This is a genomic window from Microbacterium sp. Leaf320 (assembly GCF_001423485.1).
In the GTDB taxonomy this organism is placed as follows: Bacteria; Actinomycetota; Actinomycetes; order Actinomycetales; family Microbacteriaceae; genus Microbacterium.
Genome location: NZ_LMOD01000001.1, coordinates 205,269 through 230,861, shown reverse-complemented (window position 1 = coordinate 230,861; position 25,593 = coordinate 205,269). Strand labels below are relative to the sequence as shown.

Here is a 25,593-nt window from a genome sequence, read left to right as displayed (position 1 = left end):
TACGCCACACGCAGGAGAGCGATGAGCATCCAGACGACGATCGCGACAGCGGCCGAGAAGCTCCCGCCGTCACTCGCGCGTATCGCCCGCGCCATCTCCGACGACCCGACGATCGTCGTCGACAGCACCATCACCGAGATCGCCGAGAGATGCGCCACCTCGGTCGCCTCAGTCGTGCGCTTCTGCCGAGCGATCGGCATCAACGGATACGCGGCGCTGCGGATGGCGCTGGCCGCCGAACTCGGGCGAGAGTCCGTGCAGTTCCCGTCGTCGGCCGGTTTCGGCGCCGAGATCTCTGCTGCGGACTCCCTCCAGGAGGCGACCGCCAAGGTGGCAGCGCTCGAGCTTCTCGCGATCGAGGAGACGATCGCCGGCGTCGACTACGACGTACTCGCTGCAGCAGTGGATGCGGTCGACGAAGCCGACCGCATCCTGCTCTTCGGCATCGGCGCGAGCGGTCTCGTCGCGGCCGACCTCGGCCACAAACTCCTGCGCATCGGCCATGCGGCGATCGTGCTCACCGATGCGCACGAGGCGAGCGCTGCAGCCGCGCTCGGCGCCAAGAAGACCGTGGCTATCGGCTTCTCCCACTCGGGCACGACCCGCGAGACGTTGCATTTCCTCCGGACCGCACGGTCGGCGGCGAGCACCACGATCGGCGTCACCGGCGCATCCGGCTCTCCCCTCGCCTCAGAGGCGGACCACGCACTGCTCAGTCACGCCCGTGAACCGCGCCTCCGCGCAGGCGCAATGGTCAGCAGGATCGCGCAACTCGCCCTGGTCGACTGTCTCTTCGTCGGGGTCGCGCAGAAGCGCCACGCCCACTCCGTGCACGCACTGCAGCGCACAGCCGAAGCAACCCAGACACTGCGCTGAGCCGCAGGCCACGTCTCCGCCTACCTCTCAGGCGGCCACGGGATCGCTGCGACGATCGGTGCCGACCGAACCAGCGGTGCGCAGGAACACGATGATCCAGCTGAAGATCAGCACTGCGGCGATCAACTCGACGGCCGTGAGGTTGTAGTACCCGACGGCGAAGAACGCCGCGAGCAGGACGATGACGAGCACGTAGACCCAGCCGAACACCACGAACACCCGGGGGATGGCGCGCAGGAACCACGGCAGTCCGACGACGATCACTGCGAAGGCGACGACCATGCCGGTCGCGACGGTGTTGTGCACCAGGAAGAACTCGTCGACAGGGAAGATGCCGACGCATGCGAGGAAGATGCCCATCAGGATCAGGCCGCCGCGCACGATGAACCGCCCTCGCCGATCGGCGGGGTCGTCGATCGGCAGCCCCGCGGTCGCATAGCGCGAGATCGTCGTGATCATGACCCCCGCGATGATCAGCGTGACGTTGAAGGCGAGCGAGGCACTGTTCGTGCTCATGCCGAGCGCCGAGAGGTTGTCACGCCACCAGTGCACATCACTCGAGGCGAGCATCGCGGCGAACGCCCCCACGACGAGGAAGACGGCGAGCACGAGCGACAGCACGGTAGGGGTCAGCGCGACGGCGCTGAGGAAGGTCACGTAGGCGGTGAGCGCGAAAGCCACCGCGACGAGGACGGCTCCGGGGAACGGGAACACCGGGGCATCCGTGAAGCTGCGCTCCAACAGCTCGGCGATGCCGAGCCAGCCGAGATAGGCGATCGCCGCGTGCGCGAACGCGATCGCCGCGAGGTCGTACCAGCGCAGCCGATCGCCGGGAACGCTGAACCCATCGCGAGTGCCGTCCGGCGTCACCTCCGCCGGCCGAACCAGGAGCCTGCCGAGCACGAATGCCAGGACCGCTGTCACTGCGCCGCCGTATGCCGCGAACGAACCGATCGACCCGGCGCCGCTGATCGCCATCTCCCGCCCCCAGAACACCGGGAAGCCGATCGCGAACCCCAGAAGCAGGAAGACCGCGCCGACGATGAGTGCGGTCGCCTCGAAGACGGAGTCGGACGTATCGGGCCCGCGCAGCTGACGCAGTACCCGCATGACCTTCTCGCCGACAGCCCTCATATCCGACCTCCGTCGACATCATAGAAGCCTCGCTCTCGGCAGCACGCCGGCGGGCCCGTTCCGAGCCCGGTCTTGACCGCGCCCGATCATCCGAGGCTTCCCCCGCAAGTACCCTGAGAAGATGACCGAGACCCTCAGCGCCCGCGCCGCCCTGCTCGATATGGACGGCACCCTCGTCGACTCGACGGCCGTCGTCGAACGCCTGTGGCTGGCCTGGGCCGAACCGCACGGGATCGACCCCGCGACCGTATTGAGCGTCGTCCACGGTCGTCAGGGCCATCAGAGCATGGCGATCATGCTGCCGGAGCGCGATCATGAGATCAACATCCGGGAGAACGCCGTCATGCTGGCGAACGAGAGCGAAGACGTCGACGGCGTCGTCGCGATCGAGGGTGCCGACACTCTGCTCGAGGCGCTGCTCCCTCACCCTCACGCGATCGTGACCTCTGCTGACGTCACGCTGATGAACGCCCGCATGGGACAGGCCGGGCTCACGGTGCCTGCGCTCACGGTGACCGCCGAGGATGTGTCCGCGTCGAAGCCGCATCCGGAGGGCTTCCTGCTGGGCGCGAAGCTGCTGGGTGTCGATCCCGCCGACTGCGTGGTGTTCGAAGACTCGGGCGCCGGAATCCAGGCGGCTCACGCAGCCGGCATGCGTGTGATCGGTGTGGGCTCGCACGCGACCTCGCACGAGCCGACCTTCCACGTCGACGACCTCACCCAGGTCGCTGTGGTGCCGACCGCGGACGGATTCGAACTGCACCTGAGGTGACGCCGCGGATCCTCGTGGTCCCTGCAGACGAGAGATCGCGAGCCCGCTGCCGGTGATGCTCGCGCAGACGCTCAGATCAGGGTGAAGTCCTCGAAGATCAGTGTCGTCCGCGTCGAGCGGATCGACGGGATCGCCTGGATGTCCTCGAGGACGATGCGTCGGAGGTCTCGGGCATCGCTCGCCCGCACGAGCAGGATCACATCGAAGTCACCGCCGACGAGCGCCATGTGCTCGATCTCGGGGATCGCCCGCAGTCGCACGCTGACCTCCTGCCAGGTGGCCTGCTCGATCGCCAGCGTGACGTACGCGCTCGCATGGTGCCCGAGCAGCACCGGGTCTGTGCGCACCGAGTAGCCGGTGATGATGCCCGCATCCGTGAGTCGCTTGATGCGCGCGTGCGCTCCTGCTCGCGAGATGTGCACCGCCTCGGCGATGGACGTCATCGAGGCGCGGGCGTCGCGTCTCAGCTCGCCGAGGATCGCGTCATCGGTCTCGTCCAGCGTGATCATGGCACCCCTTCGTCCGGTCACGGAATTCTGACATTTTGGCACGAAGAACAGCAAGCTGCGCGCATCCGTCCACGATCCGATGAATGCTCTTGGACGATTGTCGCGTGCGGGGCAAGCTGGCCTCATCGAGTTCGGCAAGGAGGGCGAACGGATGGAACACGCAGACCTGCTTCCGCGCGACGCGGCGGTGCAGCTGATCGATGCCGACGGTGCGACCGTCGTCGACGAGCAGTACGCGATGCCCGGCGCAGACACGCTGCTGGCCGCATACCGGGGGCTCGTCGAAGGACGCCGCATCAACGACCAGGCCAGTGCCCTCGTGCGTCAGGGACGCCTCGCCGTCTACCCGTCGTCGCACGGCCAGGAGGCCTGTCAGATCGGCGCAGCGCTCGCCATGTCCGATGACGACTGGCTCTTCCCCACGTACCGCGACTCGGTGGCGGTCATCGCGCGCGGCGTCGCTCCTGCCGAGGCGATGGTGCTGCTCAAGGGCGACTGGCATTCGGGCTACGACGTGCGAGAGCACCACGTCGCTCCGCAGGCCACTCCCCTGGCCACGCAGCTGCTGCACGCCGTGGGTTTCGCGTACGCCGCGAAACAGCGAGGAGAAGACACCGTCGTCATCGCCCTGTGCGGAGACGGTGCGACCAGCGAGGGTGACTTCCACGAGGCCATGAACTTCGCCGCGGTCTTCCACGTGCCGGTCGTCTTCTTCGTGCAGAACAACGGGTTCGCGATCTCCGTTCCGCTCAGTCGACAGACCGCAGCACCCTCTCTCGCGCACAAGGCGATCGGCTACGGCATGCCGGGCCGGCGCGTCGACGGCAACGACGTCGCCGCGGTGCTGGCCGTGCTCGGCGAGGCCGTCGACCGCGCCCGCGCGGCGGGCGGCCCCACTCTGGTCGAGGCGCACACCTATCGGATGCAGGCGCACACGAACGCCGACGACGACACCCGCTACCGCGAGCGCGCCGAGGTGCAGGCATGGGTCGCTCGAGACCCGCTGGCACGTCTGCGAGCGCACCTGAGCGACATCGGCGCACTCACGGCCGAGCTCGAGGCCGAGTATGCGGCCGGGGCCGAGCGCATCGCGGCCGCGATGCGAGAGGCGCTCAACACAGATACCGACATCGACCCCGAGGATCTCTTCCGCTTCGTGACCGAGACGCGTTCCCCGCAGCTCGAGGAGCAGTGGCAGATGCTTCGAGGCGAGGTCGAACGGACCCGTGCCGCGGAGACCGGAGCGACCGCGCAGGCGACCCCCGGAGGTGCCCGATGACCATCGCACACGACGACGTCCGCGTCGATGAGCGCTCGACGAGCGTGTCGACCATGAGCATGGCGGCTGCGCTGAACCTCGCCCTCGCAGACGCCATCCAGTCCGACCCCGAGGTCGTGGTCTTCGGTGAGGACGTCGGCGCCCTCGGCGGAGTCTTCCGCATCACCGACGGGCTCACCGCGCGGTTCGGCGAGGAGCGCTGCTTCGACACCCCGCTCGCCGAGTCCGGCATCGTGGGCACCGCGGTCGGCATGGCCATGAACGGCATGCGACCCGTCGTCGAGCTGCAGTTCGACGCGTTCGCCCTGCCGGCGTTCGAACAGATCGTCAGCCATGTGGCGAAGCTCGGCAACCGCACCCGCGGAGTCGTGCGGATGCCGCTGGTGATCCGCATCCCGTTCGGCGGCGGCATCGGCGGGGTCGAGCATCACTGCGACTCGTCCGAGGCCTACTACGCGCACACTCCGGGACTCACGGTCCTCAGCCCGTCGACGCCGCAGGACGCGTATTCGATGCTCAGAGCAGCCATCGCCTCGCCGGATCCGGTGGTCTTCCTCGAGCCGAAGAAGCTCTACTGGACCAAGGGCGAGGTCGACACCTCCGTCATGGCCGAGGTCGGCACCGCCCGCATCGCTCGCGACGGCACCGACGTCACGCTCCTCGCCTACGGCGCGTCCGTGCCGCTCGCTCTGGAGGCGGCCGAGGTCGCCGCATCCGAAGGCCGCAGTGTTCAGGTCGTCGACATCCGCTCGCTCTCGCCCTTCGACGATGCCACCGTGACCGCAGCCGTGCGCGCGACCGGTCGTGCCGTCGTGATCGCCGAGGCGCCCGGCTACGCCAGCGTGGCATCGGAGATCCAGGCACGGGTCTTCGAGCGCTGCTTCGAATATCTCGAAGCGCCTGTTCGCCGCGTGACCGGCTTCGACACCCCCTTCGCGCCGCCGAAGCTCGAGCACTGGTACCTGCCGGATGTCGACCGCGTCCTCGACGCGATCGACTCGCTGCACTGGGAAGACGAATGCCGGGAGGACGAGTCATGACCGCCCTGACCACCCGGGTCTTCCGTCTGCCGGACCTCGGTGAAGGACTGACCGAAGCGGGCCTCGTGCAGTGGCTCGTCGCGGTCGGCGACACCATCGTCACGGATCAGGCGATCGCCGAGGTCGAGACCGCGAAGAGCATCGTCGAGCTGCCCTCGCCGTTCGCGGGAGTCGTCACTGCACTGCACGGAGAGCCGGGCGAGACCATCGACGTCGGAGCCCCCGTGCTCGAAGTGGACGATGGCACAGGCTCAGGTTCGCGTCCTGCTTCCCCCGAGTCCGTCGAGCACGACGCCTACCGCGAGGAGGAGCGCGCGGGGTCCGGCAACGTGCTGATCGGCTACGGCACGTCCGAGCGCGCCACGTCCGGCCGGAGGAGGCCCCGTGCCGTCGCGAAGGTCGATTCCGCACCGGCACGACCCCTGGCGACCGAGCAGGCACCGATCGCCCCCCAATCGAACGCCGCGATACGACGCCCGGTGGCGGTCCGCTCCCCCCTGGTGCGGCGTCTTGCCCGCGACCTCGGACTCGACGTGCACACGATCGCCCCGACAGGACACGACGGTGCCGTGACCCGCGCCGACGTCCTCGCCGCGGCTGTCGATGTCGCGGTCGACGGCGTCACCGCCCAGCATCGCGGCGCGGGTGCCGGTGCGGGTGCGGGCGCGACTGCAGGTGCGAGCACCGATGGAGACGTCCTCGACGGTCTGCCCGTCGCCTCACGCGAGCGCCTGTCCCCGCTGCGCAAGGCCGTCAGCGCGAAGCTCGCCCGCAGCCGCTCCGAGATCCCCGAAGCGACCGTCTGGGTCGATGTCGATGCGACCGAGCTGTGGAACCTGCGCTCGCAGATGGCTCCCGAGGGCGGCAAGGCGCCGTCCGTGACCGCGCTCCTCGCGCGCTTCGTGCTGCTCGCTCTCGAGGATCACCCGGTGCTGGCGTCCCGTCTGAGCGACGACGCCTCCGAGCTCATCTCCTTCGAAGGCGTGAACCTGGGCGTGGCGACCGACACCGCACGCGGCCTGATGGTGCCGGTCGTCCCGCGAGCACACGAACTCCGCATCGAGCAGCTCGACACCACCCTGCGCGAACTGTCGGCGACAGCGCGATCCGGGTCCATGCCTGCCGAACGCCTGCGCGGATCGACCTTCACGCTGAACAACTACGGCGGGCTCGGCGTCGACGGCTCCGCAGCGATCATCAACCACCCCGACGTCGCGATCCTCGGGATCGGACGCATCATCGAGCGCCCCTGGGTGGTCGACGGACAGATCGTCGCCCGCCGCATCGTGCAGCTGTCACTCGTGTTCGACCACCGGGTGTGCGACGGCGGCTACGCCGCGAGCTTCCTCCGCCGAGTGACGGAGCTCATCGAGCATCCGCTGCGCGCGTTCGGGAAGGTGTGAGGGCCGCCGGCACGCGGGGGACCCTCACACCTCACTCCACGGTGAGGTCTCCTCGCACGGTGGTGTCTGCGGTCGTGATCCCGATGATCCGGGCCTCCGTGGAGTCGGTGTCCTCGCGCGTGGTGTGGAAGATCAGGAGACGCCCGTCTCTGTCGGCGACGAAGTAAGCCCATTGCCCCGACGAGACGACGTGCACACGGGTTCCCGAGGGGAACGCGGCGACGGCCGAGGAGACCGGGTCGCCGATCCGCACGTCGAGCGCGTGCGGCGACGTCGCGCCGTCCGCTCCGGAGTCCTCTTCGTCCGATACGGCCCCGACGGTGATCTCGGACACCGACCCGCTGTCGGCAGCTGTCGCAGAGAACGACGAGGCGCCGTCGGGGCTCGCGTAGTTCCACGGCCCGCCGTCGTACGCGGGCGGTGTCACCGCCGCATCCGGCAGTGTCGCCACGATGTCGTCATACGTCTCACCGAGGCGGATCGGGCCGACGCCCTGCCCCGTGATCGACCACTCGGCCCAGGGAGTGGACGCATCGCCCACCGGCTCTGTCGCCCCTGTCGGAGGGGTCTCGGTCAGACTGTCGATGAGTTCGGACTTCGCATCGATCGCGGTCGACTGCAGCAGCTCTACCGCGGCCGCCGCGTCGATCGGCGCGGAATCGGGGAGCGACGTTCTCAGGTGCACGAGCGTGTTGCCGACGGCGGCGAATCCGTGGAAGACCCGCCACCCGTCGGAGGTCGGGTCGGCGTTCATCGTTCCCGCCAGCGCGCGAACGCCGTCCTCCTCCTCCCCGACGACCGCGTCGAAGGTGTTGAGCCCGTCGTAGTCGAACTCTCCGCATTCCGCCGCTGCACGCTCGAGCTGATCCATGCGCGCGACGACGTGCGCCTCATCGGCGAGCTGCATGGCCACGATGCTGTTGAATGAGTATCCGGTGTCGCTCGGCATCGACCACGACGTCGTCCGGGTTCCCAGAGAATCCAGGGTCTGCTCCATCAAGAGCACGCCGCAGATCGCCGGAGCGAACTCGGGGCCACCACCGTCGGAGGTCTGCTCGAGGGCATCGGAGGGTGTGCTCACCGCACTGGCGGACGGGATCAAGGCGGTGATGTCGTCCGCGGAGGGCAGGAGCCACGAGAGCTCGTCACCGACGAATGCCACGGGCCCCGAGTACGGCTCCGGTGAGGAAGCCTCGGGCGTCGGTGATGACGATGATGACGGCTCCGGCGAGGGCGCACAGGCGGTCAGCGCGGCCAGGAGCGCTCCGACACCGACGACCCCGAGAGCGGCCCGCCCTCGACCTTGATTCAGAACACGCATGACACACCCTCCGTTTGTGCTCTCCACATCGAGATCCGATGCCCCTGCGAGGAGCCTAGGGGTGCTCCGATCGCCCTGAGGAGCAACACATGCATGTCGATATCAGAATGTGAGGAATCGCATACCGCGCACTGCATACATCGATGCCTCAGGCTTCAGATCTCATCTCCCAGCGCCGAGAATCGGGACAACTGCTGTGGGTCCCGGGTCTTGGAGTGTCTTCCTGCGTGCGCTACTCTCGCTTTACTGACCGATCATTCGGTAAGTGACCCGGGCGATGGTTCGTCGCTCTTCCCCCACCGCAGAACAATGGAGTTCGCATGACGTCAGCAGTATCTGCACGCAGCTCGACCACCCGGATGCCCGCCGAGGAACGGCGGGTTCTCGCCAGCACTCTCGTCGGCACCTCGATCGAGTGGTACGACTTCTTCATCTACGCGCAGGCCGCCGGCCTCGTGCTCGCCCCGCTGTTCCTCGCCCCTATCGCTGAGGAGAACAAGGGCTTCGCGCAGATCCTGTCGTTCGCCACCATCGGAATCTCCTTCCTCTTCCGTCCACTCGGAGCCATCGTCGCCGGGCACCTGGGCGACAAGCTGGGCCGCAAGAAGATGCTGGTGTTCACCCTCGTGATGATGGGACTCTCCACCTCCCTGATCGGCCTGCTTCCGACGTACGCGGCGATCGGCGTCGCCGCGCCGATCCTGCTCATCGTGCTCCGCATCCTGCAGGGATTCTCGGCCGGAGGCGAATGGGGCGGGGCAGCGCTGATGGCCGTCGAGCACGCGCCGACCACCCGCCGGGGGCTCTTCGGCGCGTTCCCGCAGATCGGTGTCCCGATCGGCATGATCCTCGCCACAGCCACGCTATGGGTGCTGACGAGCTCGATGTCACCCGAAGCCTTCCTCGCCTGGGGATGGCGCATCCCGTTCCTGCTGTCGATCGTGCTGATCGCCGTCGGCTACGTGATCAGGCGCGCGGTCGATGAGAGCCCGGTCTTCGAGGATCTCCGCCGTCGCCGGCAGGAGGCGTCGGCACCGCTCGGGCGTCTGTTCCGAAAGAACACCAAGCAGGTCGTGCTCACCGCACTCATCTTCATCGGCAACAACGCCGCCGGCTACCTGCTCATCGCGTTCTTCGCCACCTACGCCGTCACAGCCCTCGGCATGGAGCGTCCTCCCGTGCTGCTGGCCACGACCCTCGCATCCTTCGGATGGCTCATCTTCACGCTGTGGGGCGGCCACCTCTCCGATCGCCTCGGTCGCGTACGCACCTTCCAGATCGGGTACGTCGCGCTCGCGCTCTGGGCGGTGCCGATGTGGTTCCTGATCGACACGGCGAACATCTTCTGGTACTTCGTCGCCCTGTTCGTCATGACGTTCGCTCTCGGACTCTCGTACGGTCCGCAGGCGGCCCTCTACGCCGAGATGTTCCCCGCCAACGTCCGATACTCGGGCGTCTCGATCGGATACGCGCTCGGTGCCATCCTCGGCGGAGCGTTCGCACCGATGATCGCGGAGGCTCTGATGAACCAGTTCCAGGCAGCATGGACCATCGGCGTCTACATCGCCATCACGGCGGTGATCTCCCTCATCGCCGTATCGATCGTGAAGGAGACGAAGGGCGTCGACCTGCACGCCTGAGCGGCACCTCCACAGATCCCGTCGGCGGGTCGGTCGTTCAGTCGACCGGCCCGCCGACGCTCTCGGATCCGAGGACCACGACCGCCGCCGCGCGCGCGTCCGCAGCGGTCGCCGCCTTCAGCACGGCCTCCGCCGCCGCTCGACACTGCGCTTCGGTGACCGCCTCGAGTGCTGCCGCCACACGACCCAGCGCCCGCGGCGTCATCGAGAGCGAGGTGACGCCGAGGCCCACGAGCACCGGTGCGAGCAAGGAGTCCGCAGCGGCCTCGCCGCACACCCCGACCGGAAGATCCCACGTGCGCCCGGCCGCACCCACCGCACCGATCAGGCGGAGGACGGCGGGCTGCCAGGGATCGTTCAGCTCACCGAGCTCGGCGAGCAGCCGATCGGCGGCCAGTGTGTACTGTGCGAGGTCGTTGGTGCCGAGGCTCACGAAGTCGACGACCTCGAGCATCTCCGAGGCGAGCAGCGCCGCGGAGGGCGTCTCGATCATCACGCCCACGGTCATCAGTCCGACCGCACGAGCGCTCTCGGCGAAGGCACGCGCCTCGTCGACCGTGGCCACCATCGGAGCCATCACCTCGACGACCGCCGATTCCGCCTCGGCTGCCCGTGCCAGCGCGCGCAGCTGATCGTCGAGCAGCGCGGGCGACCGTCGGGCGATGCGCAGGCCGCGAACTCCCAGAGCGGGATTGTCCTCGTGATCCGGGTTCGCGAACGGCAAGGGCTTGTCGCTGCCCGCATCGAGCGTGCGCACGACGACCCGGCGACCGGGGAAGGCTGCGAGGACACCGCGGTAGGCCGCCACCTGTTCGTCGATCGACGGCGCATCGACCCGGTCGAGGAAGCAGAACTCGGTGCGGAAGAGCCCGACACCCTCCGCTCCGGCGGCGGCAGCGGTCACCGCCTCGGCCGCGCCCCCGACGTTCGCGAGCAGACGGATGCGGTGCCCGTCGGCGAGCATGCCCTCTCCGTCGAAGGGCACGACGACCGATTCGCCCTTCGCCGCGTCGGCACGCACCGGGTCAGGCTCGATCTCCACGGTGCCGCGGTCGCCATCGACGAGCACGATGGCATCGGGCGCGATCCCGGCCGCGCCAACCACCCCGGCCACGGCCGGTATTCCAAGAGAGCGCGCGATGATCGCGGTGTGCGAGGTGGGACCACCCTGCTCGGTCACCAACCCGACGCAGCTGCCGCCCTCGAGGGCGGCGGTGTCAGCCGGGGCGAGGTCGACGGCCACCAGCACGAACGGCTCCTCACGCTCAGGGACGCCGGGGACGTCGACCTCGAGGATCTCCGCGATGATGCGATCACGGACGTCGCGGATGTCCGCCGCCCGCTCAGCCATCCGCCCGCCGAGTGCCGCGAGACCCCGCTCGTGCGAGACCGCGGTCTCCCACACTGCGCGCGCCGCTGTGCGCCCCTTGATCCGGACGAGCGCTGAGGCCTCGGCCACGAGCTCCGGGTCGGAGGCGAGCAGACGCGACGCATCGAGGATCGCCCGCGCTTCCCCGGTCGCGGTCGACGTGCGCGCACGCAGCTGATCGGCCACCGCCACGGCGGCCCACTCGATCGCGGACACCTCACTCTCACGGTCATCCGGCGCGACGATCTCGCTCGCATCGGGCTCGTCGAGTGGAGCGGCGAGGATCACCGCCGGCGCCGCGACCCGTCCGCCGCTCACTCCCCTCCCGCGCAGCACGGTTCCCGGCGCGATCGGCGAGCGAGCCTGGGTCTCCGTCTCGACCGACGGCGTCGTTGCAGCCACCGGAGACTTCGGAACCTCGGTGACTCCCTCCCCGAAACCCTCCCCGAAACCCTCGTCGAAGAGAGCCACGAGACGCTCGACGACACCGTTTGCGTCGACCCCGGTCGCAGACAGCTCGACGTCGTCGCCCTGTCGAGCGCCGAGGATCAGAAGTCGGGAGAGGCTCGCAGCGGCGGCATCGGGTCCGTCCGGCAGCTTGCGCAGTCGCACATCGGCTCCCGCCGACGTCTCGGCGATGAGCGCGGCCGGACGCGCGTGGATGCCGAGGGGATTCCGCACGGTCACCACGCGCACGACGGCACCCGGCCGGGCGGACGCACCCGACTCGACGGAGGATGCATCGGCGCCGTGCTCGCCGGCACCGCGCGCAGGAGGAATGTGATCCTCGTCACCGTCGGCGTTCGCGTCGCCGAGCTGACCGGTCTTCGCCCCGAGTGAGGCCGAGGCCTCCTGCGCGACGACGTCGAGCGATCCTCCCGCCGCAGCAGACACGACCGCCGCGAGCAGTCCTTCCACGAAGGGCGCGGGCGCCAGGCGCACCGGCACGTCGCTCATCCGCAGCTCGAGTGCGAGCTCGGCGCTGAGCACCGCAGACCCCAGGTCCATCAGCACGAGCACCCCGTCGCAGTCCGCCGCGAGGTCGTCGATCGCCGCGGCCACTGCGACCGCGTCCGTGCCGAGGATGGGCGTACCGTCGGCATCCGATCCCGCACCGGCCGCGACCCGCACGAGCACTCCCCCGCCCTGAACCATCTGCAGGGCGAGCTCCAGCGCCGCCTCCCCGAGTCGAGCGCTGTGGGAGACGGCGACGATGCCGATCATCAGGACGATTCCGCGGCCTGTGGGGCGCTCTGCGCGGTGGCCTGCGCGAGCGTCTCGAACAGCAACGTGGTCGATGCGGCGCCCGGGTCGAGGTGCCCGGCACTGCGCTCACCCAGGTAGCTCGCGCGTCCCTTGCGGGCGACGAGAGGTTCGGTGGCATCGCGACCGGATGCCGCGGCCTCCGCCGCCGCCGCCGTCGCCGCCCCGAGGTCCGCTCCACCGGCGAGCGCCTCATCGAGAGCGTCGACCGCCGGAGCCATCGCGTCGAACATCGTCTTGTCTCCGGCTTCGGCCTTGCCGCGAGCGACGATCCCGTCTAGTCCGGCCCGTAGCGAGGCGGCGAGCGCCGAGGGATCGAGCTCGGTCACGGGCCCCGCCGCCATCCCCATGCGCAGGAACAGCGTCCCGTACAGGGGGCCGCTCGCGCCGCCGACGGAGCTCACCAGGGTCATGCCCACCGTCTTGAGCAGCTCGTCCACTGTGTCCGGAGCTCCCGAGGCGAGCTTGGCGATGACCGCATCCATTCCTCTCGACATGTTCGCACCGTGGTCGGCGTCGCCGATAGCCGAGTCCAGTTCGGTGAGCCACTCGCGCTTCTCCGCGATCACGTCGCGGAAGCGGTGCATCCAGTCGATGAGCGCTGCCGTGTCGACGCCCGTCATCATGCTCCCCACCGGAGGCCCGGAGTGTTGACCGGAGCATCCCACAGCCGCAGCAGCTCGTCGTCGGCCTTCAGCACTGTGAGCGAGCAGCCGGCCATGTCGAGCGAGGTGATGTAGTCGCCGACCAGGTTGCGGGCGATCTGCACGCCGGCCTTCTCGAGCAGCGGCACGACCTCCCCGTACATGAGATACAGCTCGATCAGGGGCGATCCGCCCATGCCGTTGAGCATCACGATCGCGGGCCCCGTGGCGTCGAGGTCGGCGAGGATCGGCTCGACGAGCTGGCGGGCGATCTCGGATGCCGGTGCCAGCGGCTCCCGGTGACGACCGGGCTCGCCGTGGATGCCGATGCCGATCTCCATCTGGTCCTCGGGCAGGTCGAACGTCGGCTTTCCGGCTGCGGGCACGGTGCAGCTCGTGAGCGCCATGCCCATCGAACGCCCCTGGCTGTTGATGCGCTTCGCGAGCTCGACGATCGAAGCGAGATCCTGCCCCTCCTCCGCGGCTGCGCCGACGAGCTTCTCGAGCAGCACGGTGAGTCCGACGCCTCGGCGACCAGCCGTGTAGAGCGAGTCCTGCACGGCGACGTCGTCATCGACGATCACGGTGCCGACCTCGATGCCCTCCATCTCGGCGAGCTCGGCGGCCATCTCGAAGTTCAGCACGTCTCCCGTGTAGTTCTTCACGATGTGCAGCACTCCGGCACCTCGGTCCACGGCCTTGGTCGCGGCCTGCACACGATCGGGAGTCGGCGAGGTGAAGACCTCGCCCGCGACGGCGGCGTCGAGCATCCCGACGCCCACGTAGCCGCCGTGAAGGGGCTCGTGCCCGGAGCCCCCGCCCGAGACCACCGCCACCTTGCCCGCTTCCTTCGGCGTTGCGCGCGTGATCACGTGGTTCTCAAAGTCCACCGACAGCTCCGGATGCGCGAGGGCGACGCCCCGCAGCGATTCGGCCAGCACATCGGCGGGGTTGTTGATGAGCTTCTTCATCGTTCGATCTCCCTTGATCTCTGCGGTGGCGATCTTTCGCAATATTGGAAAGTTATTCGTCAATGTCGAATATGCTCGGGCGCAGTCGAGTTGTCAAGATCTACCTGGCGGCCGACGAGACCGCCCGGCTCGACGACGACCGGAGGGAGGAGCCGCCGTGATCCAGGCCATCGATCGCGCAGCCAAAGTGCTCGAACTGCTGCAGGGAGCGCGTCACCTCGGCATCACCGATCTGGCTCTCGCACTGAACCTCCCCCCGTCGACCGTGCACGGCATCGTCAAGTCCTTGCGCGAGCATGGACTTGTCGCGAAAGAGCGCGGAGGGCAGCGATACATGCTCGGTCCGACGCTGCTGCGCCTGAGCAACGTGTACCTCGACACCCTCGATGTCAGGGCGCGCGCCATGCGGTGGACGCAGGAGCTCGCGCGCCGGACGAACCTGCCCGTGCGACTCGGTGCGCCGCACTTCCATGAGGTCCTCGTCATCCACCACGACCTGCGCCCCGATGACAGCCAGCAGATGCTCGAGACCGGCGTCGCCATCCCCGCTCACGCCTCCGCGATGGGGAAGGTTCTGCTCGCGCACGATCTCGGCTTCCAGCGCACGGTCTTCGAGCGCCCGCTGCCCAGCCTCACCGGAGACACCATCACCGATGTCGCCCGACTGCTGCTCGATCTGCCCACCATCGCAGAACGCGGCAGCGCCTCGGAGACCGATGAGGCCGTGCTCGGAGAATCGTCCGTCGCCGCACCGGTCGCCGACGCCTCGAACGACATCGTCGCCGCGGTCGCCGTGGTGATGCCCACATCGCAGGCTCCCGCATCCGATGTCGTGCTGAACGCGCTCCGGGAGACGGCGCGAAACATCTCACGCGAACTCGGGGCCACCAGCTGGCCTCCCCGGGTGGCTCCGGCCGACGACTGAGTCGACTCAGCGAGACTGCAGTCCGTCCAGGCTCACCCTGAGGATGTCCTCCCCCAGTTCGTCGGGGTCGACGGGTCCGCCAGGCCGATACCACTCGACGACCGAGTTGATCATGCCGAAGATCAGCCTCGTCGCGACCGCCGCATCGACGTCGTCGCGGATCAGCCCCTCGGCCTGAGCCTCGGCGACGATCGCGGTGACCCGCTGGTCGAATGCGCGCCGGCGCACGAGGGCTGCCGTCTCGACATCGCCGTTGCCCCGCACCCGCAGCAGCAGCGTGACCGACGGGAGCTTCTCGGTGAGCACGCGCACCGCCCCGCGGATGATCGACCGCAGGCGGTCGGAGGCCAGAGGATGCCGTGCCGTCGCGTCGTCCACGACCGCTTCGAGAGCGTCGAGGGCATCGGTCAGCGCGAGCTCGAGGATCGCCGATTTGGATTCGAAGTGATGGTAGAGCGCGGACTTGGTGAGCCCGAGGGTGGCGCTGAGGTCGGCGACGCTGGTCGCGTCGTAGCCCTGCTCGTTGAACACCTTCACGGCGACCGCGAGCACCTGCTCGCGGTCATAACCTGGCCGGCCTCGCTTGGGGGCCGGCGCGTCGAATCCGGGCTGCGCCATGGGCCCAGTCTGTCATTCTCCATGAGTTGCCATTCGTCCACCGATCTGAGATCGTATTCCTGACCGATCGGTCTGAAATTATCGCCAGCGTTGGTGATCGAGAGGATGACGATGTCCGAGGCCTATCTCGTCGATGGCGTCCGCACCCCCGTCGGCCGCTATGGAAGCGCACTCGCATCCGTCCGTCCCGACGATCTCGCAGCCCTCGTGGTGGGCGAGACCGCCCGCAGATCCGCGGTGCCCGTGGAGGAGATCGACGAGGTGATCCTCGGAGCCGCGAACCAGGCGGGTGAGGACAACCGTAACGTCGCACGCATGGCCGTGCTGCTCGCGGGCCTCCCCGATTCGATCCCCGGCCTGACCGTCAACCGCCTCTGCGCCTCGGGGATGTCGGCCATCGCCCTCGCCGCGAACGCCGTGCGCGCAGGAGACGCCGACCTCATCGTCGCCGGAGGCGTCGAGTCCATGACCAGAGCGCCCTGGGTGCAGGCGAAGCCCGAGCGGGCGTGGGCGAAGCCCGGTGCGGCTTTCGACACGTCGATCGGATGGCGCTTCACGAACCCTCGGATGAGCGAGCGCGACAAGGCGACGTTCTCGATGCCGGAGACGGCGGAGGAGGTCGCCCGCGTCGACGCCATCAGCCGGGCGGATGCCGACGCCTTCGCACTGCAGAGCCATCAGCGGGCCATCGCCGCGATCGATGCGGGGCGCTTCGACCCCGAGATCGTCGGAGTCGAGACGGGCCGCGGAATCGTCGACACCGACGAGGGGCCGCGACGGGACACCACCCTCGACGCGCTCGCGAGGCTGCGCGCCGTGGTTGCGGGCGGCGAGGTCGTCACGGCCGGCAACTCCAGCTCGCTGAACGACGGCGCCTCCGCGATCGTCGTGGCGAGCGCCGAGGCCGTCGAGCGGCATGGCCTGCGTCCGCGCGCACGGATCGTCGCGTCGGCGACCGCCGCACTCGCTCCCGAGATCATGGGACTGGGTCCGGTGCCGGCCACGCAGAAGGCGCTCGCGAAGGCGGGCCTGCAGGTCTCCGACCTCGGAGCCGTCGAGCTGAACGAGGCCTTCGCGTCGCAGTCTCTCGCATGCATCCGCCGCCTGGGGCTCGACCCGGCCATCGTCAACGCCGACGGCGGTGCCATCGCGCTCGGCCACCCCCTCGGGTCCAGCGGGTCGCGTCTGATCGTGACGCTGCTCGGTCGACTCGAGCGCGAGAGCGCACGCTACGGACTGGCCACGATGTGCGTCGGCGTCGGGCAGGGAACCGCCATGATCGTGGAGCGTCTGACGTGACTCTGCACATCGACGAGCACGACGACCGAGTCGTCGCCACACTCGACCGACCCGACAAGCGCAATGCCATCGACCAGGCGACGGTCGATGCGCTGCACGAGCTGTGCGCGATGCTCGAAGAGGCTCCGCGCACGCTGATCCTCACGGGCTCGGGCGGGGTCTTCGCCGCCGGTGCGGACATCGCCGAGCTGCGGGATCGCACCGCGGTTGACGCCAGGCGCGGCATCAACGCGACCGCGTTCATCCGCATCCACGAGCTCCCGATGCCGGTGGTCGCGGCGATCGACGGCTACGCTCTCGGCGGCGGGGCCGAGCTCGCCTACGCCGCTGACATCCGCATCGCGACTCCGTCTCTGCGCATCGGCAACCCCGAGACCGGGCTCGGCATCATCGCGGCGGCCGGTGCGACTTGGCGGCTTCCCGAGATCGTCGGCGACGCCCGGGCGAGCGAGCTGCTCCTCACCGGACGAGCACTCGATGCCGAAGAAGCGCTGCGCTGGGGGCTGGTCTCGTCACTGCATCCGGCCGAGGAACTGCTCGCCGCCGCGCACGGGATCGTCGACCGGATCGCGGCGAACGACCCGCTGGCGACGCAGTACACGAAGCGCGCGCTGCGCACTCCGCGAGCGCAGCACCCGGCGATCGAGCTCGAGCTGCAGGCCGAGCTCTTCGAGTCACCCGAGAAGCATCGCCGCATGACCGCGTTCCTGGAGAGGAAGAGCCGATGAGCGACACCGATGCCCGGTCGTTGAGCGAGCCTCACCCCCGGTCGTTGAGCGAGCGAAGCGAGACGAAACGCCCAGACGGCGCGCCCGCGAACGTCGGCGTGCTGGGCGGTGGGCGCATGGGGGCCGGCATCGCGCATGCGTTCCTGCTCGCTGGCTCGCGGGTCACCGTGGTCGAGCGCGATACGGCGAGCGCTGACGCGGCGCGGGGCCGCATCGGCGACAGCATCCGCCGATCCGTCGAACGCGATTCCTCCCTGGACGAAGCGGAGCTCGCCGGCCGCCTCATGACCGGCGACGATCTCGCAGCCTTCGCCGTGGTCGACCTCGCGATCGAGGCGGTGCCCGAGGACCGTGCTCTCAAGGACGATGCACTCGCCCGCGTCGAGGCGGCGCTGCCCGAGCACGCGACGCTGGCGAGCAACACCTCGTCGATCTCGATCGACGACCTGGCCGCGAGCCGCCTGCACCCCGAGCGATTCCTCGGTCTTCATTTCTTCAACCCCGTGCCCGCGTCGAGCCTCGTCGAGATCGTGCGCGGCGCAGCGACCGACGCGGCGATCGTCGAGAGCGCGGCAGGATGGGTGACCGCGCTCGGCAAGACGCCGATCGTCGTCAGCGACTCCCCCGGGTTCGCATCCTCTCGACTGGGCGTGGTGCTCGGCCTGGAGGCGATCCGGATGCTCGAAGAGGGCGTCGCATCGGCGGCCGACATCGATGCGGCCATGACTCTGGGCTACCGGCATCCGATGGGCCCGCTGCGCACCACCGACGTTGTCGGGCTCGATGTGCGGCTGGGCATCGCCGAGGAGTTGGAGCGCACTCTCGGCGCGCGATTCGCCCCGCCGGATCTGTTGCGACGAATGGTCGCCGAAGGAAAGCTCGGCCGCAAGAGCGGCGAAGGGTTCTACGCATGGAACGAGGAGAGATGACCGAGTATCTGCCGAGCTACGTCCAGGGCGAGTGGTGGACACCCTCGTCTCCCACGGGGTCCGCGGAGGTGCGCGATGCGTCGACCGGCGAGGTCGTCACCCTCGTCTCCACCGACGGCCTCGATCTCGCCGGCGCGCTGGAGCACGCTCGCTCCGTGGGTCAGCGGAGCCTCGGAGCCCTCACCTTCCACCAGCGCGCGGTGCTGCTCAAGCAGTTCGCCCTCGCCCTCACCGGACGCAAGGAGGAGCTGTACGCTCTCTCCTTCCGTTCGGGCGCCACGAAGGCCGACTCGTGGGTCGACATCGACGGCGGCATCGGGGTGCTGTTCTCATACTCCGGCAAGGGCCGACGTGAGCTGCCGAACAGCCGCGTGCACGTCGACGGGCCGGTCGAGCCGCTGTCGAAGGACGGATCTTTCCTCGGACGCCATGTCTACACGACGCTGCCCGGCGTCGCCGTGCAGATCAACGCCTTCAACTTCCCTGTCTGGGGATCGCTCGAGAAGTTCGCGCCGGCGTTCCTCGCGGGCATGCCGACCCTCGTGAAGCCGGCGACGCCCACCGGATACGTCGCCGAGGCGATGGTGCGCATCCTCGTCGAGTCGGGCCTGCTTCCCGACGGCTCGCTGCAGCTCGTCAGCGGCAGCGTTCCCGACCTCTTCGAGAACCTGCGACTGGGTGACATCGTCGGCTTCACCGGCAGCGCATCGACGGCAGGGAGCCTCAAGGCCCACCCTGCGGTGCAGACGGGCGGCGTGCGATTCACCGCCGAGACCGACTCGATCAACGCCTCGGTGCTCGGAACCGACGCGACCGAGGGGACCCCCGAGTTCGATGCCTATGTCCGGCAGCTCGTCACCGAGATGACGAGCAAGGCCGGTCAGAAGTGCACGGCCATCCGTCGCGCGATCGTGCCCACCGGGTCGGCGGATGCCGTGATCGCGGCTGTGCGAGCGCGCATCGCCGACAAGACCGTGCTGGGCGACCCGCGCGCGGAGGGCGTCACCATGGGCCCTCTCGCCTCGACCGCACAGCGCGACGAGGTGCTGCGTCAAGTCGGAAGACTGCAGGATGCGGGCGGACGGATCGTCATCGGCTCGACCGATGCCCCCGAGGTGCGCCTCCTCGACGGCAGCACCGGGCCCTCGCCCGACGGCGCGTTCGTCTCGCCGCTGCTGCTGCGCTTCGACGACCCTCAGTCAGAGGCCGCCCATTCGGTGGAGGCGTTCGGGCCGGTGTCGTCCCTGCTCACGTATGACACGATCGCCGACGCCGCAGCGCTCGTCGCCCGGGGCGGCGGATCACTGGTCACCAGCCTCGCCACGCACGACCCTGTGCAGGCGGTGGAGCTGGCCACGCGCATCGCTCCGTTCAATGGCCGGATGCTGCTGCTCGACCGCGACGATGCGCGCTCCTCGACCGGTCACGGTTCTCCGCTGCCGAATCTCGTGCATGGCGGGCCCGGCCGAGCAGGCGGCGGCGAGGAGCTCGGCGGCATCCGCGCGGTGCTGCACCACATGCAGCGCACCGCGGTGCAGGGTTCGCCTGAGATGCTCACGGCGCTGACCGGGGTCTGGCACGCGGGTGCTGCGGCGCGCGGCGATGGTCGGCATCCGTTCCGCAAGTCGCTCGCCGAGCTCCGCATCGGCGACCAGATCGTCTCGGCCTCGCGGGAGGTGTCGCTCGCCGACATAGAGACGTTCGCGCACTTCACCGGCGACACGTTCTATGCGCACATGGACGAAGCCGCCGCCGCCGCGAACCCGTTCTTCCCCGGCCGCGTAGCGCACGGGTACCTGCTCGTCTCGTGGGCTGCCGGTCTCTTCGTCGACCCGGAGCCCGGGCCCGTGCTCGCGAACTACGGGCTCGAGAACCTGCGTTTCATCACGCCCGTCTCCCCCGGCGACACGATCCGGGTCGAGCTCACCGCCAAGCAGATCACTCCGCGCGAGACCGACGAGTACGGCGAGGTGCGCTGGGATGCCGTGATCCGCAACCAGAGCGACGAGCTCGTCGCGACCTATGACGTGCTCACACTGGTGAACAAGCAGCCGACGCCCGAGGTCGCGGCCGCATGAGGCCCATGATGCAGCGCGATGCCGCCTCGGCGATGCTCGGCATGGTCATCGAACTCGACGCGCCGGGAGAGGCCGTGGTGTCGATGACGGTGCGCGATGACATGCTGAACGGCTTCGCGATCACGCATGGCGGGCTGGTGTTCACGCTCGCCGACACGGCCTTCGCGATCGCCTGCAACGAAGACGAGCGCGTCACCGTCGCCGGCGGCGCCGACATCACGTTCCTGAAATCCACGACAGCGGGGCAGCGGCTGACGGCTCGCGCGGTGCGCAGGGTCGTCAGCGGCCGAAACGGGCTCTACGACGTGACCGTGACCGACGAATCAGGCGATGTCGTCGCAGAGGTGCGCGGCCGCTCGCTCACCACGAACCGATCGCACCCGGGCTGAGCGCCCGAACGCTCAGTGTCCCGTTCATGACGAAGGAGTCGACGATGATCACAGCACGTACCGAGATCGGCACCGAGGCTCACCTGCACTCGCCCGACCGGCTCGCCCGGTTGCAGCTGGAGCGCCTGCAGTGGACGGTGCACCACGCGTACGAGAATGTGCCGGTGTATCGCCGCAAGTTCGATGAGCACGGCGTGCACCCCGACGACATCCGCACGCTCGACGACGTGCAGAAGCTGCCCTTCACCACCAAGGCCGACCTGCGCGAGAGCTACCCGTTCGGGATGTTCGCCGTTCCCATGCCCGACGTCCGTCGCATCCACGCGTCGTCCGGCACCACGGGGCGTCCGACCGTCGTCGGCTACACCGAGGGCGACCTCGACCGATGGAGCGATCTGATCGCGAGGTCACTGCACGCGGCCGGCATCCGCGCGGGGATGAAGGTCCACAACGCATACGGCTATGGACTCTTCACCGGCGGCCTCGGCGCGCATGCGGGCATCGAGCGGCTCGGCGCCACGGTGATCCCGGTGTCGGGAGGGCAGACCGCACGGCAGGTGCAGCTGATCGCCGATTTCGAGCCGGACGCGATCCTCTGCACCCCCAGCTACCTGCTCACGATCGCGGATGCCATGGAGGCGGCGGGGATCGATCCGACGAAGACATCGCTGCGAGTGGCGGTGCTCGGCGCAGAGCCCTGGACGAACGAGATGCGGCGGGAGATCGAGCGACGACTGAACATCGACGCGGTCGATATCTACGGGCTCAGCGAGGTCATGGGACCAGGTGTCGCGAGCGAGAGCGTCCTCACGAAAGACGGGCCGCACATCTGGGAGGACCACTTCCTGCCCGAGATCATCGACGGCGACACGGGCGATCGACTGCCGGACGGAGCGCTGGGCGAACTCGTGTTCACGTCTCTCACCAAGGAGGCGTTCCCTGTCATTCGATACCGCACCCGCGACCTGACGCGACTTCTTCCCGGCACGACCTACCCCGCTCTGCGGCGCATGGAGAAGATCACCGGACGCAACGACGACATGATCATCCTGCGCGGCGTGAACCTTTTCCCCACGCAGATCGAGGAGCTCGTGATGGGGATCGAGACGCTGACGCCGCACTTCGTGCTCGAGCTGCACCATGTCGCGCACCTCGACACCATGACAGTGCGCATCGAGCGGCACCCGTCGTTGAGCGCCGAGGAGTGCGACGCCGCGGCGGCGGTGCTCCACCATCGCATCAAGATGCACATCGGCACCAGCGTCGACGTCAAGGTCGAGGAGCCCGGCACGCTGCCGCGGAGCGAGGGCAAGTACAAGCGCGTGTACGACCTGCGCTGAGAGATCAATCGCTGCATGAGTCGCGCCGCCGAGTTGATCCGCTACGCCCGCCGCCAGAGCGGACTCACGCAGTCCGCTCTGGCTCGACTGGCCGGCGTGACGCAGAGCGTCGTCAGCGAATATGAGACCGGCAGGCGCGAGCCGTCTTTCGACGCGGTCGACCGGCTGATCTCGGCCGCCGGGCTGATCGTCGAGGTCGCCCCGCGCACTCCGGAGGAGCAGAGCGCGCGCGACCGAGTGATCGCTCTGTCCGGTGAACTCCGGCGCGCACTCCTGCCGCTCGGGGCGCAGCGCATCCGCCTCTTCGGCAGCGTCGCTCGCGGCGACGAGAGTGCGTCAAGTGACATCGATCTGGCCGTCGATGTCGCGCCGACCGTCGGCGTGTTCGATCTGCTGCGGATGCGGCGCGAGGCCGAGAAGGTTCTCGGCCGACCGGTCGACCTTGTCCCCTCCGACGGCCTCAAACCCGCGGTGGCAGAAGCGGTCGAACGTGAAGCCGTCACGTTGTGAACCGGCACACGTCCGAGAGGCTTCAGGACATCGCGGCCGCCTGCGAGGCGGTCTCTCGCTACGAGCGCCGAATCGACACCGATGACGAGATCGTCTTCGATGCCATTCGTGCACGGCTCATCGAGATCGGCGAGGTGGTCAAGGGCCTCAGCGAAGCCGCGACCGCGGCCGAGCCCGGTATCCCGTGGGCGGAGATCGCTGGAATGCGCGACTACCTCGCGCACCGCTACTTCGACACCACGCATGCCATCGTCATGACGACTGCGAGGTCCGACGTACCGCTGCTTGCCGCAGCTGTTCAGAGGATGCGGTCGAGAGAACGGGACGCATCGACGAAGCGCTGATCGATGCTCCTGACGCGGGCGTCAGCCGCGGAGCGCGAGCACGAACGGAAGCACCTCAGTGGCACCGGCCTGACGCAGTGTGCGCGCGGCGACCGTCAGAGTCCACCGACTGTCGGCCATGTCGTCGACGAGGAGCACAGGACCCTCGGGGATGTCGAGGCCGTGCGCGCTGAACCTGTCCCACAGACCGGCGAGACGGAAGACGCTGTTGCCGCCGGGCTGCCCCGTGGGCCCCCCGTTCACCAGGTCGACCGCACCGAGGTACGGAAGCCGCCCGATCTCCGAGATCCCGCGGGCGAGAGAGTCGACGAGGAGCGGATGCGAACGCGACGGCATGGCTACCACCGCGACCGGGCGTTCTGCCCACCCCCAGCCGGCGAGGACCCGCACACAACCGCCGAGCACCTGCGGAGTCACCGCGGCGTCGGGTGCTCCTGCCGCGAAGAGCTCCCGCAGAGTGCCGCCCCAGCCGAGGTCGGTCAATCGTGCGAGAGCGCGCCCCTCCCCTGCTTGATCCCCCGCAGGGATGCGCCCCTTGACCGGGACGTCGAGCTTGTCGGCTCCCGTCGGCCAGGCGCGTCGCGGTTCGACCGGGACGCCGACCCGATCGAGCGACTCCGCAGCCTGCGTGGTCGCTGCCTCGCCGATCTCGCTCGGGAACCAGATGCCCGCGCAGTTGTCGCACCTGCCACATGGTGCAGCGGTGTCGTCGTCGAGAGAGCGCTGCAGGAACTCCATCCGGCAGCCGTCGGTCTGCTCGTAGTCGATCATGTGCTGCTGCTCGGCTCGGCGCTCGGCTGCGATGCGCTCATAGCGCTCGGCGTCGTACGTCCACGGCTGACCGGTCGCGATCCAACCGCCCTGCACCCGGCGCACCGCACCGTCGACGTCGAGCACCTTGAGCAGAAGTTCGAGGGGGGTGCGCCGGATGTCGACCATCGCCTCCAGCGCAGGAGTCGAGATCGGCTGGTCGCCGAGCGCCCCGATCACGCGCTCGGCACGCTCGCGGTCGGGCATCGAGGCCGTCGCGAAGTAGTGCCAGATGTCGCGGTCTTCGACACCGGGCAGCAGGAGCACATCGGCACTCTCACTCGCACGACCGGCACGACCGACCTGCTGGTAGTACGCGACCGGTGAGGACGGCGCTCCGAGGTGCAGGACGAATCCGAGGTCGGGTTTGTCGAACCCCATGCCGAGCGCGCTCGTGGCGACGAGCGCCTTGACCTCGTTGCGCTTCAGCATCCCCTCGGACTCGGTGCGCTCGTCCGTGTCGGTCTGCCCCGTGTACGCACGCACCTCGTGGCCGTGATCGCGCAGCAGCCGCGCGGTGTCGACCGCGGCGGCGACGGTGAGCGTGTAGATGATGCCGGAGCCGGGGAGGTCGTCGATGTGGCTCAGCAACCACGCCAGCCGGCTCGCCGAATCGCGCAGGCGCAGCACCCCCAACCGCAGCGAGGTGCGGGCGAGCGGGCCTCGGATCGTCAGCACCTCAGGTCGGTCGCCTGCGGATTCCGCGCCACCGGTGCCGAGCTGCTCGGCGACGTCTGCGACCACTCTGCTGTTCGCCGTCGCCGTGGTGGCGAGCACCGGAACCTGAGGCGGCATCTGCTCGATCAGATCGCGCAGCCGCCGATAGTCGGGGCGGAAGTCGTGCCCCCAGTCGCTGATGCAGTGCGCCTCGTCGACCACCAGCATTCCGATCCGTCGCACGAGCGCCGGCAGCTGCTGCTCGCGGAACGCCGGATTGTTGAGCCGCTCGGGAGACACGAGCAGCACGTCGACCTCGTCGCGGTCGAGCTGCTCCATGACCTCCGACCACTCGTGCGCGTTGGTCGAGTTGATCGCGACCGCCCGCACGCCGGCCCGTTCGGCCGCAGCGATCTGGTCGCGCATCAGCGCGAGAAGAGGCGACACCAGAACGGTGGGCCCGGCACCCTGCCGTCGCAGCAGCAGCGTCGCGACGAAGTAGACCGCCGACTTGCCCCACCCCGTGCGCTGCACCACGAGCGCGCGGCGACGCCCCTCGACCAGCGCTTCGATCGCCTCGTACTGCCCGTCGTGGAAGTCGGCGTCAGGACGAGCCACCAGCTCGCGGAGCGCCGAGAGCGCAGCGGTGCGGGTGTCGACAGCGGCGGGAGAAGTCATGTCTCCACTGTGCCTCATGCTACCGACGTCGGGTCCCCAGGCCGCCGACGTCAGGGGCCGTCCATCC

Annotated in this window: 23 protein-coding genes; 15 read left to right on the top strand and 8 right to left on the bottom strand. The window is 69.0% G+C overall.

Annotated elements, in window-relative coordinates; genetic code table 11:
* The first annotated feature begins 21 nt into the window (after positions 1 to 21).
* Entirely contained in the window at positions 22 to 876 is an 855-nt protein-coding gene (locus tag ASF63_RS01080) for a MurR/RpiR family transcriptional regulator (RefSeq protein ID WP_056508579.1), read from the top strand.
* A 27-nt stretch (positions 877 to 903) separates the two neighbouring features.
* Here ASF63_RS01080 and ASF63_RS01075 read toward each other — a convergent pair whose 3' ends face one another.
* Positions 904 to 2,010: a DUF998 domain-containing protein gene (locus ASF63_RS01075; protein WP_056508576.1), complete on the bottom strand. Its 1,107-nt coding sequence runs from the start codon at positions 2,008 to 2,010 to the stop codon at positions 904 to 906.
* 121 nt (positions 2,011 to 2,131) lie between these two features.
* Here ASF63_RS01075 and ASF63_RS01070 point away from each other — a divergent pair, with 121 nt between their 5' ends.
* Positions 2,132 to 2,782 carry an HAD-IA family hydrolase gene (locus ASF63_RS01070; RefSeq protein ID WP_056508574.1) on the top strand — a complete coding sequence of 217 codons (651 nt, stop codon included), beginning with the start codon at positions 2,132 to 2,134 and terminating at the stop codon, positions 2,780 to 2,782.
* Positions 2,783 to 2,853: 71 nt separating this feature from the next.
* Here ASF63_RS01070 and ASF63_RS01065 read toward each other — a convergent pair whose 3' ends face one another.
* The gene (locus ASF63_RS01065; protein ID WP_200933949.1) at positions 2,854 to 3,291 is read right to left on the bottom strand and encodes an Lrp/AsnC family transcriptional regulator; all 438 of its coding nucleotides are present in this window, start codon (positions 3,289 to 3,291) and stop codon (positions 2,854 to 2,856) included.
* Between the two features lie 151 nt (positions 3,292 to 3,442).
* Between ASF63_RS01065 and pdhA the strand changes: the two genes are divergently transcribed.
* Genes pdhA through ASF63_RS01050 form a run of 3 tightly spaced genes read left to right on the top strand, consistent with a single transcriptional unit; the run spans position 3,443 to position 7,013 of the window.
* Positions 3,443 to 4,570, top strand: a complete 1,128-nt coding sequence (gene pdhA / locus ASF63_RS01060; protein ID WP_056508572.1) for a pyruvate dehydrogenase (acetyl-transferring) E1 component subunit alpha — start codon at positions 3,443 to 3,445, stop codon at positions 4,568 to 4,570.
* Positions 4,567 to 5,610 carry an alpha-ketoacid dehydrogenase subunit beta gene (locus tag ASF63_RS01055; RefSeq protein WP_056308920.1) on the top strand — a complete coding sequence of 348 codons (1,044 nt, stop codon included), beginning with the start codon at positions 4,567 to 4,569 and terminating at the stop codon, positions 5,608 to 5,610. The genes pdhA and ASF63_RS01055 overlap by 4 nt, the downstream gene beginning before the upstream one ends.
* The gene (locus tag ASF63_RS01050; RefSeq protein WP_082477768.1) at positions 5,607 to 7,013 is read left to right on the top strand and encodes a dihydrolipoamide acetyltransferase family protein; all 1,407 of its coding nucleotides are present in this window, start codon (positions 5,607 to 5,609) and stop codon (positions 7,011 to 7,013) included. Before ASF63_RS01055 ends, ASF63_RS01050 begins: the two co-directional genes overlap by 4 nt.
* Positions 7,014 to 7,044: 31 nt before the next feature.
* On the opposite strand, the gene ASF63_RS01045 is transcribed toward ASF63_RS01050, so the two are convergent.
* On the bottom strand, positions 7,045 to 8,334 hold the full coding sequence (locus ASF63_RS01045; RefSeq protein ID WP_235560659.1) for a hypothetical protein: 1,290 nt from the start codon (positions 8,332 to 8,334) through the stop codon (positions 7,045 to 7,047).
* A gap of 320 nt (positions 8,335 to 8,654) precedes the next feature.
* On the opposite strand from ASF63_RS01045, the gene ASF63_RS01040 reads away from it, so the two are divergent.
* Positions 8,655 to 9,974, top strand: coding sequence for an MFS transporter (locus ASF63_RS01040; RefSeq protein WP_056508567.1), 1,320 nt, complete (start codon positions 8,655 to 8,657; stop codon positions 9,972 to 9,974).
* 37 nt (positions 9,975 to 10,011) lie between these two features.
* Here ASF63_RS01040 and ptsP read toward each other — a convergent pair whose 3' ends face one another.
* The 3 genes from ptsP to dhaK are packed head-to-tail and all read right to left on the bottom strand — an operon-like array spanning position 10,012 to position 14,221.
* Positions 10,012 to 12,567 (bottom strand): phosphoenolpyruvate--protein phosphotransferase, encoded by a 2,556-nt coding sequence (gene ptsP, locus ASF63_RS01035; protein ID WP_082477767.1) that lies wholly within the window; start codon positions 12,565 to 12,567, stop codon positions 10,012 to 10,014.
* On the bottom strand, positions 12,567 to 13,229 hold the full coding sequence (gene dhaL / locus ASF63_RS01030; RefSeq protein ID WP_082477766.1) for a dihydroxyacetone kinase subunit DhaL: 663 nt from the start codon (positions 13,227 to 13,229) through the stop codon (positions 12,567 to 12,569). Before dhaL ends, ptsP begins: the two co-directional genes overlap by 1 nt.
* The gene (gene dhaK, locus ASF63_RS01025; RefSeq protein WP_056510092.1) at positions 13,229 to 14,221 is read right to left on the bottom strand and encodes a dihydroxyacetone kinase subunit DhaK; all 993 of its coding nucleotides are present in this window, start codon (positions 14,219 to 14,221) and stop codon (positions 13,229 to 13,231) included. The genes dhaL and dhaK overlap by 1 nt, the downstream gene beginning before the upstream one ends.
* Before the next feature lie 157 nt (positions 14,222 to 14,378).
* Between dhaK and ASF63_RS01020 the strand changes: the two genes are divergently transcribed.
* A complete protein-coding gene (locus ASF63_RS01020) occupies positions 14,379 to 15,146 on the top strand; it encodes an IclR family transcriptional regulator (RefSeq protein WP_056508563.1) in 768 nt (255 codons plus the stop codon).
* Between the two features lie 6 nt (positions 15,147 to 15,152).
* On the opposite strand, the gene ASF63_RS01015 is transcribed toward ASF63_RS01020, so the two are convergent.
* On the bottom strand, positions 15,153 to 15,764 hold the full coding sequence (locus ASF63_RS01015) for a TetR/AcrR family transcriptional regulator (RefSeq protein WP_056508561.1): 612 nt from the start codon (positions 15,762 to 15,764) through the stop codon (positions 15,153 to 15,155).
* Between the two features lie 111 nt (positions 15,765 to 15,875).
* Between ASF63_RS01015 and ASF63_RS01010 the strand changes: the two genes are divergently transcribed.
* From ASF63_RS01010 to ASF63_RS00975, 8 genes are read left to right on the top strand one after another with little or no spacing between them, the layout of a single operon-like run.
* On the top strand, positions 15,876 to 17,063 hold the full coding sequence (locus ASF63_RS01010; protein WP_056510091.1) for a thiolase family protein: 1,188 nt from the start codon (positions 15,876 to 15,878) through the stop codon (positions 17,061 to 17,063).
* Positions 17,060 to 17,791, top strand: a complete 732-nt coding sequence (locus tag ASF63_RS01005) for an enoyl-CoA hydratase/isomerase family protein (RefSeq protein WP_056508559.1) — start codon at positions 17,060 to 17,062, stop codon at positions 17,789 to 17,791. Before ASF63_RS01010 ends, ASF63_RS01005 begins: the two co-directional genes overlap by 4 nt.
* Complete coding sequence (locus ASF63_RS01000) at positions 17,788 to 18,720, top strand: 3-hydroxyacyl-CoA dehydrogenase family protein (RefSeq protein WP_082477765.1); 933 nt, start codon at positions 17,788 to 17,790, stop codon at positions 18,718 to 18,720. Before ASF63_RS01005 ends, ASF63_RS01000 begins: the two co-directional genes overlap by 4 nt.
* Positions 18,717 to 20,798 carry a phenylacetic acid degradation bifunctional protein PaaZ gene (gene paaZ, locus ASF63_RS00995; RefSeq protein ID WP_056508558.1) on the top strand — a complete coding sequence of 694 codons (2,082 nt, stop codon included), beginning with the start codon at positions 18,717 to 18,719 and terminating at the stop codon, positions 20,796 to 20,798. The genes ASF63_RS01000 and paaZ overlap by 4 nt, the downstream gene beginning before the upstream one ends.
* Positions 20,799 to 20,803: 5 nt before the next feature.
* Positions 20,804 to 21,187, top strand: coding sequence for a hydroxyphenylacetyl-CoA thioesterase PaaI (paaI, locus tag ASF63_RS00990; protein ID WP_056508556.1), 384 nt, complete (start codon positions 20,804 to 20,806; stop codon positions 21,185 to 21,187).
* Positions 21,188 to 21,231: 44 nt separating this feature from the next.
* Positions 21,232 to 22,527: a phenylacetate--CoA ligase PaaK gene (gene paaK / locus ASF63_RS00985; RefSeq protein ID WP_056510087.1), complete on the top strand. Its 1,296-nt coding sequence runs from the start codon at positions 21,232 to 21,234 to the stop codon at positions 22,525 to 22,527.
* Positions 22,528 to 22,542: 15 nt separating this feature from the next.
* Positions 22,543 to 23,037, top strand: a complete 495-nt coding sequence (locus ASF63_RS00980; protein ID WP_056508554.1) for a helix-turn-helix domain-containing protein — start codon at positions 22,543 to 22,545, stop codon at positions 23,035 to 23,037.
* A complete protein-coding gene (locus tag ASF63_RS00975) occupies positions 23,034 to 23,381 on the top strand; it encodes a DUF86 domain-containing protein (protein ID WP_056508552.1) in 348 nt (115 codons plus the stop codon). Before ASF63_RS00980 ends, ASF63_RS00975 begins: the two co-directional genes overlap by 4 nt.
* A 21-nt stretch (positions 23,382 to 23,402) precedes the next feature.
* Here the strand turns inward: ASF63_RS00975 and ASF63_RS00970 are convergent, their stop codons facing one another.
* Positions 23,403 to 25,526, bottom strand: a complete 2,124-nt coding sequence (locus ASF63_RS00970) for a RecQ family ATP-dependent DNA helicase (RefSeq protein WP_056508549.1) — start codon at positions 25,524 to 25,526, stop codon at positions 23,403 to 23,405.
* Between the last annotated feature and the right edge of the window lie 67 nt (positions 25,527 to 25,593).

Excerpts from the sequence above, each read along its gene's own strand:
- ASF63_RS01080 (WP_056508579.1), top strand. The coding sequence starts at position 22 with ATGAGCATCCAGACGACGATCGCGACAGCGGCCGAGAAGCTCCCGCCG.
- ASF63_RS01075 (WP_056508576.1), bottom strand. The coding sequence starts at position 2,010 with ATGAGGGCTGTCGGCGAGAAGGTCATGCGGGTACTGCGTCAGCTGCGC.
- ASF63_RS01070 (WP_056508574.1), top strand. The coding sequence starts at position 2,132 with ATGACCGAGACCCTCAGCGCCCGCGCCGCCCTGCTCGATATGGACGGC.
- ASF63_RS01065 (WP_200933949.1), bottom strand. The coding sequence starts at position 3,291 with ATGATCACGCTGGACGAGACCGATGACGCGATCCTCGGCGAGCTGAGA.
- pdhA (WP_056508572.1), top strand. The coding sequence starts at position 3,443 with ATGGAACACGCAGACCTGCTTCCGCGCGACGCGGCGGTGCAGCTGATC.
- ASF63_RS01055 (WP_056308920.1), top strand. The coding sequence starts at position 4,567 with ATGACCATCGCACACGACGACGTCCGCGTCGATGAGCGCTCGACGAGC.
- ASF63_RS01050 (WP_082477768.1), top strand. The coding sequence starts at position 5,607 with ATGACCGCCCTGACCACCCGGGTCTTCCGTCTGCCGGACCTCGGTGAA.
- ASF63_RS01045 (WP_235560659.1), bottom strand. The coding sequence starts at position 8,334 with ATGCGTGTTCTGAATCAAGGTCGAGGGCGGGCCGCTCTCGGGGTCGTC.
- ASF63_RS01040 (WP_056508567.1), top strand. The coding sequence starts at position 8,655 with ATGACGTCAGCAGTATCTGCACGCAGCTCGACCACCCGGATGCCCGCC.
- ptsP (WP_082477767.1), bottom strand. The coding sequence starts at position 12,567 with ATGATCGGCATCGTCGCCGTCTCCCACAGCGCTCGACTCGGGGAGGCG.
- dhaL (WP_082477766.1), bottom strand. The coding sequence starts at position 13,229 with ATGACGGGCGTCGACACGGCAGCGCTCATCGACTGGATGCACCGCTTC.
- dhaK (WP_056510092.1), bottom strand. The coding sequence starts at position 14,221 with ATGAAGAAGCTCATCAACAACCCCGCCGATGTGCTGGCCGAATCGCTG.
- ASF63_RS01015 (WP_056508561.1), bottom strand. The coding sequence starts at position 15,764 with ATGGCGCAGCCCGGATTCGACGCGCCGGCCCCCAAGCGAGGCCGGCCA.
- ASF63_RS01010 (WP_056510091.1), top strand. The coding sequence starts at position 15,876 with ATGTCCGAGGCCTATCTCGTCGATGGCGTCCGCACCCCCGTCGGCCGC.
- ASF63_RS01000 (WP_082477765.1), top strand. The coding sequence starts at position 17,788 with ATGAGCGACACCGATGCCCGGTCGTTGAGCGAGCCTCACCCCCGGTCG.
- paaZ (WP_056508558.1), top strand. The coding sequence starts at position 18,717 with ATGACCGAGTATCTGCCGAGCTACGTCCAGGGCGAGTGGTGGACACCC.
- paaI (WP_056508556.1), top strand. The coding sequence starts at position 20,804 with ATGATGCAGCGCGATGCCGCCTCGGCGATGCTCGGCATGGTCATCGAA.
- paaK (WP_056510087.1), top strand. The coding sequence starts at position 21,232 with ATGATCACAGCACGTACCGAGATCGGCACCGAGGCTCACCTGCACTCG.
- ASF63_RS00980 (WP_056508554.1), top strand. The coding sequence starts at position 22,543 with ATGAGTCGCGCCGCCGAGTTGATCCGCTACGCCCGCCGCCAGAGCGGA.
- ASF63_RS00970 (WP_056508549.1), bottom strand. The coding sequence starts at position 25,526 with ATGACTTCTCCCGCCGCTGTCGACACCCGCACCGCTGCGCTCTCGGCG.